This is a genomic window from Streptomyces sp. NPDC051133, from assembly GCF_040682635.1.
Lineage (GTDB): Bacteria > Actinomycetota > Actinomycetes > Streptomycetales > Streptomycetaceae > Streptomyces.
Genome location: NZ_JBFBBK010000027.1, coordinates 13,711 through 28,259, shown reverse-complemented (window position 1 = coordinate 28,259; position 14,549 = coordinate 13,711). Strand labels below are relative to the sequence as shown.

The window sequence follows — 14,549 nt, the reverse complement described above, 5'->3', positions numbered from 1 at the left end:
CCCTCCGGCGGGCCGCCGTTCACCCGCCGAGAGCCCGTACGCCCGCCGTCACCACCACCGCGGCGGCGACGACCAGCAGGAACGGTGCCCGTAGCACCAGGGCCACGGCGGCCGCGCCGAGCCCGGCGGCCCGGGCGTCCAGCACGAGCGCGTGCCCGTCGGCGAACGACTGCTGTGCGGTGAGCGCGGCGAGGAGGGCGACCGGCAGCAGGGCGGCGAGCCGCCGCACGACCGGTCGCTCCAGCGCGCCCGCGGGCACCAGCAGCCCGGCGAGCTTGACGGCGTAGCAACCCAGGACGGTCACGCCGATCGCGATCCAGGTGTTCACCGGTCCTCCTCCGATCCTTCCGGTACGCCCGAGGCGGCCGGTCCTGCCTGTACGCCGGACGCGGCCGGACCCGCCTGCGCGCCCGACGCGGCGTCCCCCTCCTGCACTCCCGATACGGCGGACCCTCCCTGCGGGCCCGATTTCACGGACCCACGGGGTCCACCCGGTACGTCCCCGCGCGCACGCCCCTTGCGCCGGCCCTCGGCGTAGAGCGCGACCGGTGCCGCCAGCGCCGCCGCCAGGACCGGCACACCGGCCGGCAGGACCGGCAGCAGGCCGAGGCCCAGCAGCACCGCGAGGCCCGCGACCGTGCGCTCGGTGGCCGTCTTCAGCATCGGCGCGAGCAGGGCCAGGAACACGGCGGGGCCGGCCGCGTCCAGGCCCCACGCGCGCGTGTCGCCGATGGCCTTCGCGCCCAGCACGCCGAGCAGCGTGGTGAGGTTCCACAGCACGTACAGGGAGAGCCCGGTGACGGTGAACCCGATGCGCGCGGCGCGCCGGGTCGGCTGCGCCAGGGTGACCGCCGTGGTCTCGTCGATCACCCACTGGGCGGCGAACGGCCGCACCGCGCGCGGGAGAGCGAGCACCTGCGACAGGCGCAGCCCGTAGAACGCGTTGCGCACGCCCAGGAAGAAGGCCCCGGCGGCGGCCGTGAACGGACCGCCCCCGGCGGCGAGCGCTCCGACCAGCGCGAACTGGGAGGCACCGGTGAACACCAGAAGGCTGAGCGCGCAGCTCTGGAGCAGCCCGAGTCCGCTGCCGGCCGAGGTCACCCCGAAGGCGAATCCGGACAGGCCCACGGCGATGCCGACCCCGAGGGCGTCCCGCACCACCGCCTTGTCCGGCTTTTCCGTTTCCTGCGCACCGTCGGCGGTCATGTCCGCGCGTGCTGTCTGCTGTGCCACGCCCCGGACGCTACGGGTGGCCGTCAGCCGGCGTCTTGTACGTTCTTGCGCTCGCGCTGGTAGGCGCCCGGGGGCACGCCGACGATCCGGGCGAAGTGCCGGGTGAGGTGGGGCTGGTCGGTGAAGCCGACGGCGACGGCCGCCTCGGCCGGTGTCGTCCCCGCGTCCAGCAGCAGCCGTGCGCGGCGCACGCGGGCGTCGGTCAGCCAGGTGTGCGGCGGCATGCCGTGGACGTCACGGAACGCCCGCAGCAGCGCGAACGGGCCGGTCCCGAGGTCGGTGGCGAGCTGTTCGAGGGTCGGCGGCGCGGCCATCCGCTCTTCCAGCACGGCACGCGCGCGGTCGGCGACGCGGGCTCCGGCCGGCCGGGTCCGCCGCTGCGGCAGCGGTCCGCCGTTGAGGCGCAGCAGCCGGGTCACGACGACCCGCAGCAGTGTGTCGGCGGCCAGCGCGTTGCCCTCGTCGGCGGCCCGGAGCACCTGGTGGACCAGGCGGACGGTGTAGGGGTCGTCGAGGACGGGGCTGACGAAGCCCGGGGTGCCGCGGATGGTGGTGGTCTCGGCGGCGATCGCGGCGACCACGTCGGGCGAGGGGTAGACCGCGCCGTACCGCCAGCCCTCGGGGACGCCGGCCCGGCCGGTGTGCGGGGTGTCGGGGTTGACCAGGGCGAGGGCTCCCGCGCCCACGGACACGTCGGAGCCGCGGTGCTGGAAGACCTCGACGCCGTCGGCGACGGCCGCGATCACGAAGTGCTCGTGGGTGTGCCGCACGAAGGTCTTGTGTATGTACCGGGCCCGCAGCAGATCGACACCGGGCAGTTCCTCGTACCGCCAGTGCCGCGCCCGCTCCGCCGGCCGCCGGCCCCGGTCATCGGCCGCCCGGTCGTCGGCCGCCCGGCCCTCACCCGGCCGGTCCCCGCGCCGTCCCGCTGTACCCGCCATGCCCCCATTCTCCGCCCCACCGCCCGCAGCCCGCTGCGCCCCACCGCCAGGAGCCGGCCGCGGCTCCCGCCCGACGGCACGACGTCTACGCAGGTCAGCGCGATTGTCAGTGGCCGGGTGCAGGATGGACGCATGGTCAGCTCCGCACATCGAGCCCTCGACGGCTTCTCCCCCGCGACCCGCGGCTGGTTCACGGGGGCCTTCTCCGCGCCCACCGCGGCCCAGGCGGGCGCCTGGCAGGCCATCGGCGAGGGCTCGGACGTGCTGGTGGTCGCGCCGACCGGTTCCGGCAAGACGCTGGCCGCGTTCCTCGCCGCCTTGGACCAGCTGGCCTCGGCCCCGCCGCCGGCCGACCCGAAGAAGCGCTGCCGGGTGCTGTACGTGTCACCGCTGAAGGCCCTCGCGGTGGACGTCGAGCGGAATCTGCGCAGCCCGCTGACCGGCATCCGCCAGGAATCCGTGCGCCTGGGCCTGCCCGAGCCCGAGGTCAAGGTCGGCATCCGCTCCGGCGACACCCCGGCCGCCGAGCGCCGCGCGCTGTCCACGCGCCCGCCGGACATCCTGATCACCACGCCCGAGTCGCTGTTCCTGATGCTCACCTCGGCGACGCGGGACGCGCTGACGGGTGTGGAGACGGTGATCCTGGACGAGGTGCACGCGGTCGCGGGCACCAAGCGCGGTGCGCATCTCGCGCTGTCCCTGGAGCGGCTGGACGAGCTGTTGCCGGCACCGGCCCGCCGGATCGGCCTGTCGGCGACCGTCCGCCCGGTGGACGAGATCGCCCGGTATCTGTCCCCGCGCCGCAAGGTGGAGATCGTCCAGCCGGAGTCCGGCAAGGAGTTCGACCTCTCCGTGGTCGTCCCCGTCGAGGACATGGGCGAGCTGGGCGGCGCCCCCGCCGCCGACGCCGGCGAGGGCGCCGAGCGGCCGTCCATCTGGCCGCACGTGGAGGAGCGGATCGCCGACCTGGTCCAGGCCCACCGCTCCACGATCGTGTTCGCCAACTCCCGCCGGCTGGCGGAGCGTCTGTGCAACCGGCTCAACGAGATCGCCTACGAGCGCGCGACCGGCGAGACCCTGGACGAGCACCACGCTCCCGCCGAACTGATGGGCGGCTCGGGGGCGGCGCAGGGCGCGCCCCCGGTGATCGCCCGCGCGCACCACGGATCGGTCTCCAAGGAACAGCGTGCCCTGGTCGAGGAGGACCTGAAGGCCGGGCGCCTGCCCGCGGTGGTCGCCACCTCCAGTCTCGAACTCGGCATCGACATGGGCGCCGTCGATCTCGTCGTCCAGGTCGAGTCCCCGCCCTCGGTCGCCTCCGGGCTCCAGCGCGTCGGCCGCGCGGGCCACCAGGTCGGCGCCGTCTCCACCGGTGTCGTCTTCCCCAAGTACCGCGGTGACCTGGTCCAGGCGGCCGTGGTCACCGAGCGGATGCGCTCGGGCTCGATCGAGTCCCTGAAGGTGCCCGCGAATCCGCTGGACGTGCTCGCGCAGCAACTGGTCGCCATGACGGCTCTGGACACCTGGCAGTTCGACGATCTGCTCGCGATGGTCCGCCGCGCCGCCCCGTTCGCCTCGCTGCCCGAGTCGGCGTTCACGGCGGTCCTCGACATGCTCGCCGGCCGCTACCCGTCCGACGCGTTCGCGGAGCTGCGCCCCCGCGTGGTCTGGGACCGCGTGGCCGGCACCGTGACCGGCCGGCCGGGCGCCCAGCGGCTCGCCGTCACCTCCGGCGGCACGATCCCCGACCGCGGCCTGTTCGGGGTGTTCCTCGCCGGTTCCGACCCCAAGAAGGGCGGCGGCAGGGTCGGCGAGCTGGACGAGGAGATGGTGTACGAGTCCCGGGTGGGGGACGTCTTCACCCTGGGCACGAGTTCCTGGCGCATCGAGGACATCACCCGCGACCGCGTCCTGGTCTCCCCCGCGCCGGGCGTGCCGGGCCGACTGCCGTTCTGGAAGGGCGACCAGCTGGGCCGCCCGCTCGAGCTGGGCCGCGCGGTGGGCGCGTTCCTGCGTGAGGTCGGCTCCCTGGCCAAGGAGGACGCCCGGCCGCGGCTGCTGGCGGCGGGCCTGGACGCCTGGGCCGTGGACAACGTGCTGTCGTACCTGGCCGAGCAGCGCGAGGCCTGCGGCCACGTCCCGGACGACCGGACGATCGTCGTGGAGCGCTTCCGCGACGAGCTGGGTGACTGGCGGGTCGTCGTCCACTCCCCCTTCGGGGCCCAGGTCCACGCCCCCTGGGCGCTCGCGCTCGGCGCCCGCCTCTCCGAGCGGTACGGCATGGACGCGCAGGTCATGCACGCCGACGACGGCATCGTGCTGCGCCTGCCCGATGCCGACCTGATGGGCCTGGACCTGCTCGACCAGGAGCCGATGAAGGCCGGCGCGGAGTACGACAGCGAGCAGGCGCCGGTCGGCGCGGGGGACGTCGCCTTCGACAAGGGCGAGGTCGACCAGATCGTCACCGACCAGGTCGGCGGCTCGGCGCTGTTCGCCTCCCGGTTCCGCGAGTGCGCCGCCCGCGCGCTGCTGCTTCCGCGCCGCAACCCCGGCAAGCGCACCCCGCTGTGGCAGCAGCGCCAGCGGGCGGCCCAACTGCTGCAGGTGGCGAGCGAGTTCGGCTCCTTCCCGATCGTCCTGGAGGCGGTCCGCGAATGCCTCCAGGACGTCTTCGACGTACCCGGCCTCGTAGAGCTGATGGGCGACATCGAGTCCCGCAAGGTGCGCCTGGTCGAGGTCACCACTCCGGAGCCGTCCCCGTTCGCCCGCTCCCTGCTCTTCGGGTACGTCGCCCAGTTCCTGTACGAGGGGGACTCCCCGCTCGCCGAGCGCCGGGCCGCCGCGCTCTCCCTGGACTCCCGGCTGCTGGCCGAGCTGCTGGGCCAGGCGGAACTGCGCGAACTGCTCGACGCGGAGGTCCTCACCGAGCTGGAGCGGGAACTGCAGTGGCTCACCGAGGACCGCCGGGTCAAGGACGTGGAGGGCGTGGCCGACGTGCTCCGCCTGCTCGGCCCGCTGACCGACGCCGAGCTGGTCGCGCGGGGCGCGGACCCGCAGTGGGCACGGGAGCTGGCGGGCGCCCGCCGGGCCATCAAGGTCCGCATCGCGGGCGCCGACCACTGGGCGGCGATCGAGGACGCGGGCCGGCTGCGCGACGCGCTCGGCACCGCACTGCCCGTCGGAGTCCCCGAGGCGTTCACCGAGCCCGTCAAGGACCCGCTGGGCGACCTCCTCGCGCGGTACGCCCGCACGCACGGCCCGTTCACGTCGGCCACGGCGGCGGCCCGCTTCGGCCTGGGCGTCGCGGTCACCGAGGGCGCCCTCCAGCGCCTCGCGGCGGCCGGTCGCGTCGTACAGGGCGAGTTCCACCCGGCGGGCATCGGCCAGGAGTGGTGCGACGCGGCCGTACTGCGCCGCCTGCGCCGCCGTTCCCTGGCCGCGCTGCGGCATGAGGTGGAGCCCGTGCCGCCCGCCGCCCTCGCCCAGTTCCTGCCACAGTGGCAGCACATCGGCAAGGGCCACGGACTGCGCGGCATCGACGGACTGGTGCGCGCCGTCGAGCAGTTGCAGGGCGCCTCCGTACCCGCTTCCGCGCTGGAGAAGCTGGTCCTGCCCTCGCGCGTCGCGCACTACACGCCGTCGATGCTCGACGAGCTGACCGCGGCGGGCGAGGTGGTGTGGGCCGGGGCCGGCGCCCTGCCCGGCAAGGACGGCTGGGTCTCCCTGTACCTGGCGGACGCGGCTCCGGTGCTCCTGCCGCCGCCGCATCCGCTGGAGCTGACCGCGCTCCACCAGTCCGTGCTGGACGCGCTGTCCGGCGGCTACGGCCTGTTCTTCCGGCAGATCGCCGACCAGGTGCGCGCCACCACCCATCCCGACGCCACCGACCCCCAGCTGGCCGACGCGCTCTGGGACCTGGCGTGGTCGGGCCGGCTCACCAACGACACCCTCGCGCCGATGCGCTCCCTGCTGGGCTCGGGCCGTACGGCCGGCTCGACCGCCCACCGTGCCAAGCGCACCGTCCCGCGTGGACGCTACGGCTCGCTGACGGCCGCCGCGCGCACGGCCTCCCGCACCGGGCCGCCGACCGTCGCCGGCCGCTGGTCGCTGCTGCCCGTGACCGAACCGGACGCCACCGTGCGCGCCCACGCGCTGGCCCGCACCCTGCTCGACCGGCACGGCGTGGTCACCCGGGGCGCGGTCGCCGCGGAGGGCGTGGAGGGCGGCTTCTCGGCGGTCTACCGCGTGCTGTCCGTCTTCGAGGAGAGCGGACAGGCCAGACGCGGTTACGTGGTCGAGGGCCTGGGCGCGGCCCAGTTCGCCATGGACGGCGCGGTGGACCGGCTGCGCGCGGTGTCCAACGCCCGCGACCGGAGCGAAGGCCTGCCCGTCCCGGCCGCCGGAAGCGGCTTCGCGGACCCGGGCCCGACGAACGGCTTCGCCTCCCGGGACTTCCCGGGCGGCTTCACCGGCACCGACGGCGCCCCGCACGGCCACACGCCCCCCAACGCCTTCGACGGAGCCGACGGCGGCTTCGCCCACCCCGGTCTCGACGGCGACTTCACCTGGCCCCCTGCGGACCCCCCGCCGGCCCCGGGCGACTACGTCTCCCCCCGCGATCTCGCCGACCCCTTCTCCTCCCCCGGCTACGGCGGCCCCCGAGGAGGCGGCAGCAACGTCTACGGCCCGACCGCGAACCGGCGCTACGGCAACGGCCGTAACGGCGGCTCGCAGCCCGATCCCCGTGCCGTCGTCCTCGCCGCGGCCGACCCCGCCAACGCCTACGGCGCCGCCCTTCCCTGGCCGGAGCCGCCGACCGGTGCGGGACACAAGCCGGGCCGCAAGGCCGGTTCACTCGTCGTGCTGGTCGACGGCGAGCTGACCCTCTACATGGAGCGTGGCGGCAAGACACTGCTGGCCTGGCCCGCCGCCCCGGACACCGCGGCCCCGGACGACCCCCGCCTCCGTACGGCCGCCGAGGCCCTGGCCGCGGCGGCCCGCGCGGGCTCCCTCGGCACGGTCACGGTCGAAAAGATCAACGGCGCCCAGGCACTGACCTCGCCCATAGGCGCACTGCTGGAAGCCGCGGGCTTCGTGGCGACCCCACGCGGCCTGCGCCTGAGAGCCTGACGGGCCCCAGCCCCCACCCAGCGCCACACTGAGCCCGCGCCCGCACCCGCACCCGCACCCGCACCCGCACCCGATCCACCAAACCCACCAGCCCCACCGGCGCGACCAGCCCACAACCACCTCCGCACGACCGTGCCACCGCACCACCGCGTCACCCCACAACCACCACCGACCACCACGCCACCCCACCACCGCACCCCCGGCCTCCCCGCCGTGGCACCCTTGACGCATGCCCGAAGGTGACACGGTCTGGCAGGCCGCGCGGCGGCTGCACGAGGCCCTCGCGGGCAAGGTGCTGACACGCAGCGACTTTCGGGTGCCGAAGTACGCCACGGTCGACCTCGCCGGCCGTACCGTGCTCAACACGATCCCGCGCGGCAAGCACCTGCTCACCCGGTTCGAGGGCGGCCTCACTCTGCACACCCACCTGCGCATGGAGGGGGCCTGGAAGGTGTTCGGCACGGGCGAGCGCTGGCGGGGCGGGCCGGCGCACCAGATCCGGGCGGTGCTCGCCACCACCGACCGCACCGCCGTCGGCTATCGCCTCCAGGTCCTGGAACTGCTGCGCACGACCGACGAGGAGCGGGTGGTCGGGCACCTCGGTCCCGATCTGCTGGGCCCGGACTGGGACCCCGAGCGCGCGCTGGCCAACGTCCTCGCCGATCCCTCCCGCGAGCTCGGCGAGGCCCTGCTCGACCAGCGCAATCTCGCCGGCATCGGCAATGTGTACAAGAGCGAGCTGTGCTTCCTGCTGGGCGTCACGCCCTGGCTGCCGGCCGGCGCGCTCCCCGCGGACCGCGCCGAGAAGCTGCCCGCCCTGGCCAAGAAGATCCTCGAGGCCAACCGTGACCGCCCCGTCCGGCAGACCACCGGACTGCCCCGCCCCGACCTGTTCGTGTACGGCCGCGCACCCCGCCCCTGCCTGCGCTGCCACACCTCGGTCCGCGTGGCCGACCAGGGCGACGGCACCCAGGAACGCCCCACGTACTGGTGCCCCACCTGCCAGATCGGCCCCGCGCCCGCCCCCGGCACGCCACAGCGCTGGCGGGAGCGCTATCCCCGCCGGACCACCTGACGCCGCGACACGACCGGAACAGGTGCCCATACCCCACCAATTGACGGGCCGTCAGAAACACTCGTACGGTCCTTGCATGCCCCTCACGGCGTACGACCTCACCGGACGCACCGCGTTCGTCACCGGAGCCGCCGGCGGTATCGGCCGGGCGTCCGCAGTCCTGCTCGCCGAGGCGGGCGCGACGGTGCACTGTGCCGACCGGGACGCGGACGGTCTGCACGGCACGGCCGCGCTGATCAAGGACCGGGGCGGCACGGCCCTCGTCCACGTCCTCGACGTCACCGACCGGGCCGGGCTCGGCGAGGCCGTCCGGTCCAGCGGGAGCCTGGACGTCATGGCGGCGATCGCCGGGATCATGCACAGCAGCCCGGTACTGGAGACCCGCGACGAAGACCTCGACCGGGTGCTGAACGTCAACTTCAGGGGTGTGCTGTACGCCTGCCAGGAGGCGGCCCGGCTGATGCTCGCCCGGAAGACCCGCGGCAGCATCGTCACCATGGCCTCCGGCGCGGTCGACACCGGCGGCCCCGGGCTGCTCTGCTACGGCGCGGCGAAGGCGGCCGTGGTGCAGCTGACCAAGACGCTGGCCACCGAGGTCGGCCGGCACGGCATCCGGGTCAACGCGATCGCGCCCGGCTGGGTCCGCACTCCCATGACCGACCGCCACGACCGCGAGGCGCAGGCGCACACCGAGGCCGCGATGGCCCGGATGGCACCGCTGGGACGGGTGGGCGAGCCGGAGGACGTCGCTCACGCGGTGCTGTATCTGGCGTCGGACGCCTCGGCGTTCACGACGGGTCAGATACTTCGCCCGAACGGGGGTGTGGCGATGCCCTGGTGACGAGTCCCGTCCGCCAGGCGGCCGACCACCGCCCCGCGCCCAGGGCGCCGTTCGCACCCCGCTTGGGCACACAGTGCACGGGCAGCAGACTCACTCCCCACCCACCGGTCACGACGGCCCCTTCCAGCACCCCAGAGCCCTGCCCCAGGGCGAGCCGCAGCGCGGCCCACCACCACACCGCCCCGAGTCCCAGCGCCACCGCCCTGCGCACGCTGCGCCCCACCATGGCGTCACCTCCAGCCGGACGCTAGAACCTCACCTGCCCGGCACGGGAGGCGCACCGACGGGCTCACCGGTGCAACGCCGGTCACCACGGAGCGGAGCCCGCCGTGCCCCGCTACGCGTTCTCCGCCTGGAACATCCAGTGATGCTTCTCCAGGTCCGCGGTGATCCCGATCAGGAGGTCCTGGGAGACCGGGTCGGGCTGCCCGGTCGCTTCGACGCGCTCCCGCATCCGGGTGATGACCGCGCCCAGTGCGTTCACCATCGCCCCCACCGCGTCGGCGTCCTTGATCCAGCCCGACGGGGTGGCCCCGATGCCGCTGTCGGAGGCCACCGTGGCGGCACGCCCGTCCGGGGGGACGCCCAGCGCCGAGGCCCGCTCGGCCACGGTGTCGGAGTGAGCGCGCGCGGAGGTCACGACCTCGTCCAGCTGGAGGTGGATGGAGCGGAAGCGGGGCCCGACGATGTTCCAGTGGATCTGTTTGCCCACCAGGGAGAGGTCCACCAGGTCGACAAGGGCGCCCTGCAGCGCCTCGGAGACCGTCTTCAGTTCCGCGTCGGCCAACGGGCTCTTCACGACGTACATCCGCTTCCTCCGGTACTCGGGCGCCCCCATCACGTCCCTCCACCATGACCGCACCACTCGAACACGGCAAACGCACCCATCACGGTCATACCGGGGCCCCCGTGTCCATGACCGGCCGGGAACGGCGAAGGCCCCGGCCACCTCCCCAGGTCTTCCTGGAGAGGCTGCCGGGGCCTCGCTCGTATCGGGTCGCTGGGCCGCGTGCACGAACCTCAGGCGGCGACCACGTCCACCGCCTCCGCGGGCGCCTTGATGGTCACCCGTTCCGGTGGCACACCGGCCACCGACACGGAACCCAGCATCGGACGGACCGGCGTGGGCACGGGCTCGGTTGCCGCGGCGGACTGGGCCAGCTCGGCGAGCGCCAGCTCGTCGCTCACTTCCCGCATGAGTTCCGACATCCGTACGTCCAGCGCGTCGCAGATGGCGGAGAGCAGCTCGGAGGAAGCCTCCTTCTGCCCCCGCTCCACCTCGGAGAGATAGCCGAGTGAGACTCGGGCGGACGAGGAGACTTCGCGCAGAGTACGGCCCTGGCGCTGGCGCTGCCGACGCAGCACGTCACCCAGCAGGCGACGGAGCAGAATCATCGGTGGCTCCCTCCTCGGACCGCGTAGCCGCATCCTTCTCGCCCCACCGTACCGCCTCGCGCCGCGGCCGTGCGGGGAGCGATGTCGTGTTCACTCAGGGCTGCAAACATCAAAACCCCCCGTTCCGTTCCGTATCCTGTGCCCGCTCATTCCCAGTCTGTTCGCCGACAAGCTCCTTCAGGAGCAGGGCGAGTACGCTCCGTACACTCTCCATACGAATTTCCGCACGGCTGCCGTTCAACCGCAGCGCCTCGACTTTTCCGCCACCGGCAGAACCGGACCCGGCGGTCAGGGGTCCGTCGACGGCCACGAAGACCGTTCCGACGGGCTGTCCGTCCTGCGGATCGGGGCCGGCGACCCCGGTGGTCGCGATGCCCCAGTCGGCACCCAGAGACGTGCGCACTCCGGCCGCCATCTGCGCAGCGACCTGCGGATCCACCGCGCCCCGCTGCGCCAGCAGGGTGGCGTCCACGCCCAGCAGCTCGTGCTTCAGCTCGGTGGCGTAGGCGGTGACCGAGCCCCGGAACACCTTGGACGCTCCGGGTACCGAGGCGATCTCCGCCGCCACCAGACCACCGGTCAGCGACTCGGCGACGGCGAGGGTCTCGCCGCTCACCGTCAGTAGTCGCACCAATTCGGTGGCCTGAGTGCTCATGCTTCCGTCTCCTCCAACGCCGCCGCGCGCTCGGCGATTCCCTGCCGGCGCAGCACAATGGCTTGTCTCACGTAGTCGAGGCCGGTCACGACGGTGAGGACGACCGCCGCGGCCATCACCCAGAACCTCAGCGTGGCCAGCCACCCCGTCAGTGCGAGGACGTACATCCCCACGGCCACGCCCTGGGTCAGCGTCTTGAGCTTCCCGCCCCGGCTGGCGGGGATCACGCCGTACCGGATGACCAGAAAACGCAGCAGCGTGATGCCGAGTTCCCGGCCGAGGATCACTCCGGTCACCCACCACGGCAGATCACCGAGGGCGGACAGACAGATGAGCGCCGCCCCCATGATCGCCTTGTCGGCGATGGGGTCGGCGATCTTCCCGAAGTCCGTGACCAGGTTGTAGGTGCGCGCCAGGTGCCCGTCGAACAGGTCGGTGATCATGGCGATGGCGAAGGCCGCCCAGGCCAGCGAGCGCCAGGCCGGGTCGTAGCCTCCGTCCGCCAGCATCAGCGCCACGAAGCCCGGCACCAGGACCAGCCGGAGCATCGTCAGCAGATTGGCGACGTTCCAGACGCTCGCCTGGTTGACCGCCGCGGCCGCGATCTTCCCGCCGCGCGCGGGCCTGGCGTCGGACGTCCCGTCGGAGCCGGGGGCAGGAACGGAGCCGGAGACCTCGGGCGCCACGCCGTCGGCAGCGGCGCCGGAACCCCGGGCGCCGTGCGCACCGGAGGAGCCGCCCGCGGCGGATGCCGGGACTCCGGTCATCTGCCCGCCTCCTCGCTCCATGCGGGCGAGCCGGTCAGCGGCTCGGCCACCAGGTCGACACCTTCCGTGCCGACCACCTTCGCCTCGACCATACGTCCGACGGCGAGGCCCTCGCCGCTCGTGAGGAGCACCTGGCCGTCCGTCTCCGGCGCCTGGTGCGCGGCGCGGCCGTGGACGCCCTCCTCCCCGTCCACGGACTCCACCAGGACGTGCACGGTTTCCCCGACGCGCTCCTCGGCGCGCTGGGAGACGAGTTCCTCGGCCAGCCGGGAGATGTGGGCGAGACGCTCGGCGACGACGTCCTCGTCGAGCTTGTCCTCGTACGTCGCCGCCTCCGTGCCCTCCTCGTCGGAGTAGCCGAAGACGCCGATGGCGTCCAGCCGGGCGCCGTTCAGGAAGCGCTCCAGCTCGGCCAGGTCCGCCTCGCTCTCGCCGGGGAAGCCGACGATGAAGTTGGAGCGCACGCCGGCCTGGGGGGCCTTGGAGCGGATGGTGTCCAGCAGCTCCAGGAAGCGGTCGGTGTCGCCGAAGCGGCGCATGGCGCGCAGCACGCCGGGCGCGGAGTGCTGGAAGGACAGGTCGAAGTACGGGGCGACCTTCGGAGTGGAGGTCAGTACGTCGATCAGGCCGGGGCGCATCTCGGCCGGCTGCAGGTAGCTCACCCGGACCCGCTCGAGGCCGTCGACCTCGGCCAGCTCCGGCAACAGGGACTCCAGCAGGCGGATGTCGCCCAGGTCCTTGCCGTAGGAGGTGTTGTTCTCGGAGACCAGCATGATCTCCTTCACGCCCTGCTCGGCCAGCCACCGCGTCTCGTTCAGCACGTCGCTCGGGCGGCGGGAGATGAAGGAGCCGCGGAAGGAGGGGATGGCGCAGAAGGAGCAGCGCCTGTCGCAGCCCGAGGCGAGCTTGACCGAGGCCACCGGGGAGCCGTCCAGCCGGCGCCGCAGGGGCGCGCGGGGGCCGGAGGCGGGCGCGACGCCCTCCGGGAGGTCGGCCGGGCCGTGGCCGGGCAGCGCGACGGAAGCGGCCGTCTCCTGCCGCTCGGCCGGGCTGATCGGCAGCAGCTTGCGCCGGTCGCGCGGGGTGTGGGCGGCGTGGATGCCGCCGGACAGGATGGTCTGCAGGCGGTCGGAGATGTCGGCGTAGTCGTCGAAGCCGAGCACGCCGTCGGCCTCGGGCAGCGCCTCGGCCAGCTCCTTGCCGTACCGCTCGGCCATGCAGCCCACCGCCACGACGGCCTGGGTTCTCCCGTGGTCCTTGAGATCGTTGGCCTCGAGGAGGGCGTCGACGGAGTCCTTCTTCGCGGCCTCGACGAAGCCACAGGTGTTGACCACGGCGACATCGGCGTCCGCGGCGTCCTCGACGAGCTGCCAGCCGTCCGCCTCCAAACGGCCTGCGAGCTCTTCGGAGTCCACCTCGTTACGAGCGCAGCCAAGAGTGACGAGTGCGACGGTACGGCGTTCAGGCATGGGCTCAAGACTACTTTGTCTCACCGACAGCCCACGTCGACGGGGTTGGCCGATCTTGGCCGACCCCGTCACATCGGCGCCCCGCGCGGGAGCCGTCAGCCCGCGACCGGGTCACCCTTCGTGTACGTGAGGCGCTGCACCGCGCCCGGCCGGAAGTTGCCGTCGATCTTCTTGCCGTTGACGTAGAGCTCGATCGCGCCGGCGTCACCGAGGATCAGGTTGATCTTGGTGCTGTCCTGGAAGGTCTTGGAGTCGCCCTTCTTCAGCAGGCCGTCGAAGAGCATGCGCCCGTTGTGGTCCTTGGCCGAGATCCAGCTGCGTCCGTTCGGGGCGCTGACCTGGACGGTGACCTTGTCCTGGGGGGCCGCGGCGATGGCGCTGTCGGAGGGCTCGCCGGTCGGCGCGGCGGGCTTGTCCTTCGTGGGCGTGGGCGACGCCGGCTTGCTGGTGGCGGGTGTGGAGCCCTCGGCGACGGACGACTTCGCGTCGCTGTCGGTGTTGCCGCTCTTGAACGCGGTGAACCCGACGAAGCCGATCACGACGACGATCGCGGCGACCATCGCCGCGGTCCAGTTCGGTCCGCGGCGCTCGGGACGGATCCGCTCGGCCTCGAACAGAGGTGCTGCCGGAGTGGGTGCGGGACGGCCGCCGTGCTCGGCTTCATACTGGGAGATCAGCGGCCCGGGGTCGAGGTGGACGGCCTTCGCCAGCGTGCGGATGTGCCCGCGCGCGTACACGTCGCCACCACAGGGCGTGAAGTCGTCCGCCTCGATGGCGTGCACGATGGCGATGCGGACACGAGTGGCGCTGCTGACGTCGTCCACGGTGAGCCCGGCCGCGATCCGCGCCTGCTGGAGGGCACGGCCCACGGAAGTTCGGGTTTCCCGGGACTCGTCGTGGAAGGGACGCTCGTCTTCAGGGGAGTTGCCGATGGACACGGGGGCGCCTTTCGAGCGTGTAGCCACCTGTGCTGGAAGCTCAGTCTAGGGGGGGTACGAAAGGGTGAGGCAACCGGCGGTCGTACTTTGTACGCCATCGGAATG

At 73.4% G+C, this 14,549-nt stretch carries 13 protein-coding genes; 3 read left to right on the top strand and 10 right to left on the bottom strand.

Going from position 1 to position 14,549, the window contains the following annotated elements; genetic code table 11:
• Nucleotides 1–19 precede the first annotated feature (19 nt).
• The 3 genes from AB0N17_RS26315 to AB0N17_RS26305 are packed head-to-tail and all read right to left on the bottom strand — an operon-like array spanning nucleotide 20 to nucleotide 2,174.
• The gene (locus AB0N17_RS26315) at nucleotides 20–328 is read right to left on the bottom strand and encodes an AzlD domain-containing protein (RefSeq protein WP_366013956.1); all 309 of its coding nucleotides are present in this window, start codon (nucleotides 326–328) and stop codon (nucleotides 20–22) included.
• Nucleotides 325–1,206: an AzlC family ABC transporter permease gene (locus AB0N17_RS26310; protein WP_366014046.1), complete on the bottom strand. Its 882-nt coding sequence runs from the start codon at nucleotides 1,204–1,206 to the stop codon at nucleotides 325–327. The genes AB0N17_RS26315 and AB0N17_RS26310 overlap by 4 nt, the downstream gene beginning before the upstream one ends.
• 50 nt (nucleotides 1,207–1,256) lie before the next feature.
• Nucleotides 1,257–2,174, bottom strand: coding sequence for an AraC family transcriptional regulator (locus tag AB0N17_RS26305; protein ID WP_366013955.1), 918 nt, complete (start codon nucleotides 2,172–2,174; stop codon nucleotides 1,257–1,259).
• Nucleotides 2,175–2,306: 132 nt separating this feature from the next.
• On the opposite strand from AB0N17_RS26305, the gene AB0N17_RS26300 reads away from it, so the two are divergent.
• The 3 genes from AB0N17_RS26300 to AB0N17_RS26290 all read left to right on the top strand — a co-directional run bounded on the left by AB0N17_RS26300 (nucleotide 2,307) and on the right by AB0N17_RS26290 (nucleotide 9,220).
• On the top strand, nucleotides 2,307–7,304 hold the full coding sequence (locus tag AB0N17_RS26300) for an ATP-dependent helicase (protein WP_366013954.1): 4,998 nt from the start codon (nucleotides 2,307–2,309) through the stop codon (nucleotides 7,302–7,304).
• Between the two features lie 229 nt (nucleotides 7,305–7,533).
• On the top strand, nucleotides 7,534–8,379 hold the full coding sequence (locus AB0N17_RS26295) for a DNA-formamidopyrimidine glycosylase family protein (protein ID WP_366013953.1): 846 nt from the start codon (nucleotides 7,534–7,536) through the stop codon (nucleotides 8,377–8,379).
• Nucleotides 8,380–8,455: 76 nt separating this feature from the next.
• Nucleotides 8,456–9,220, top strand: a complete 765-nt coding sequence (locus AB0N17_RS26290; RefSeq protein WP_366013952.1) for an SDR family NAD(P)-dependent oxidoreductase — start codon at nucleotides 8,456–8,458, stop codon at nucleotides 9,218–9,220.
• On the opposite strand, the gene AB0N17_RS26285 is transcribed toward AB0N17_RS26290, so the two are convergent.
• From AB0N17_RS26285 to AB0N17_RS26255, 7 genes are all read right to left on the bottom strand, one after another.
• Complete coding sequence (locus AB0N17_RS26285) at nucleotides 9,168–9,446, bottom strand: hypothetical protein (RefSeq protein WP_366013951.1); 279 nt, start codon at nucleotides 9,444–9,446, stop codon at nucleotides 9,168–9,170. The two genes, AB0N17_RS26290 and AB0N17_RS26285, sit on opposite strands and share 53 nt — an antisense overlap.
• A 111-nt stretch (nucleotides 9,447–9,557) precedes the next feature.
• Complete coding sequence (locus AB0N17_RS26280) at nucleotides 9,558–10,028, bottom strand: DNA starvation/stationary phase protection protein (RefSeq protein ID WP_366014045.1); 471 nt, start codon at nucleotides 10,026–10,028, stop codon at nucleotides 9,558–9,560.
• Nucleotides 10,029–10,240: 212 nt separating this feature from the next.
• On the bottom strand, nucleotides 10,241–10,615 hold the full coding sequence (locus tag AB0N17_RS26275; protein ID WP_067133278.1) for a helix-turn-helix transcriptional regulator: 375 nt from the start codon (nucleotides 10,613–10,615) through the stop codon (nucleotides 10,241–10,243).
• 109 nt (nucleotides 10,616–10,724) lie between these two features.
• The gene (locus AB0N17_RS26270) at nucleotides 10,725–11,270 is read right to left on the bottom strand and encodes a CinA family protein (RefSeq protein ID WP_366013950.1); all 546 of its coding nucleotides are present in this window, start codon (nucleotides 11,268–11,270) and stop codon (nucleotides 10,725–10,727) included.
• The gene (gene pgsA / locus AB0N17_RS26265; RefSeq protein ID WP_366013949.1) at nucleotides 11,267–12,037 is read right to left on the bottom strand and encodes a CDP-diacylglycerol--glycerol-3-phosphate 3-phosphatidyltransferase; all 771 of its coding nucleotides are present in this window, start codon (nucleotides 12,035–12,037) and stop codon (nucleotides 11,267–11,269) included. The genes AB0N17_RS26270 and pgsA overlap by 4 nt, the downstream gene beginning before the upstream one ends.
• Complete coding sequence (gene rimO, locus AB0N17_RS26260) at nucleotides 12,034–13,506, bottom strand: 30S ribosomal protein S12 methylthiotransferase RimO (RefSeq protein ID WP_366013948.1); 1,473 nt, start codon at nucleotides 13,504–13,506, stop codon at nucleotides 12,034–12,036. Before rimO ends, pgsA begins: the two co-directional genes overlap by 4 nt.
• Before the next feature lie 95 nt (nucleotides 13,507–13,601).
• The gene (locus AB0N17_RS26255; protein WP_366013947.1) at nucleotides 13,602–14,444 is read right to left on the bottom strand and encodes a RodZ domain-containing protein; all 843 of its coding nucleotides are present in this window, start codon (nucleotides 14,442–14,444) and stop codon (nucleotides 13,602–13,604) included.
• Between the last annotated feature and the right edge of the window lie 105 nt (nucleotides 14,445–14,549).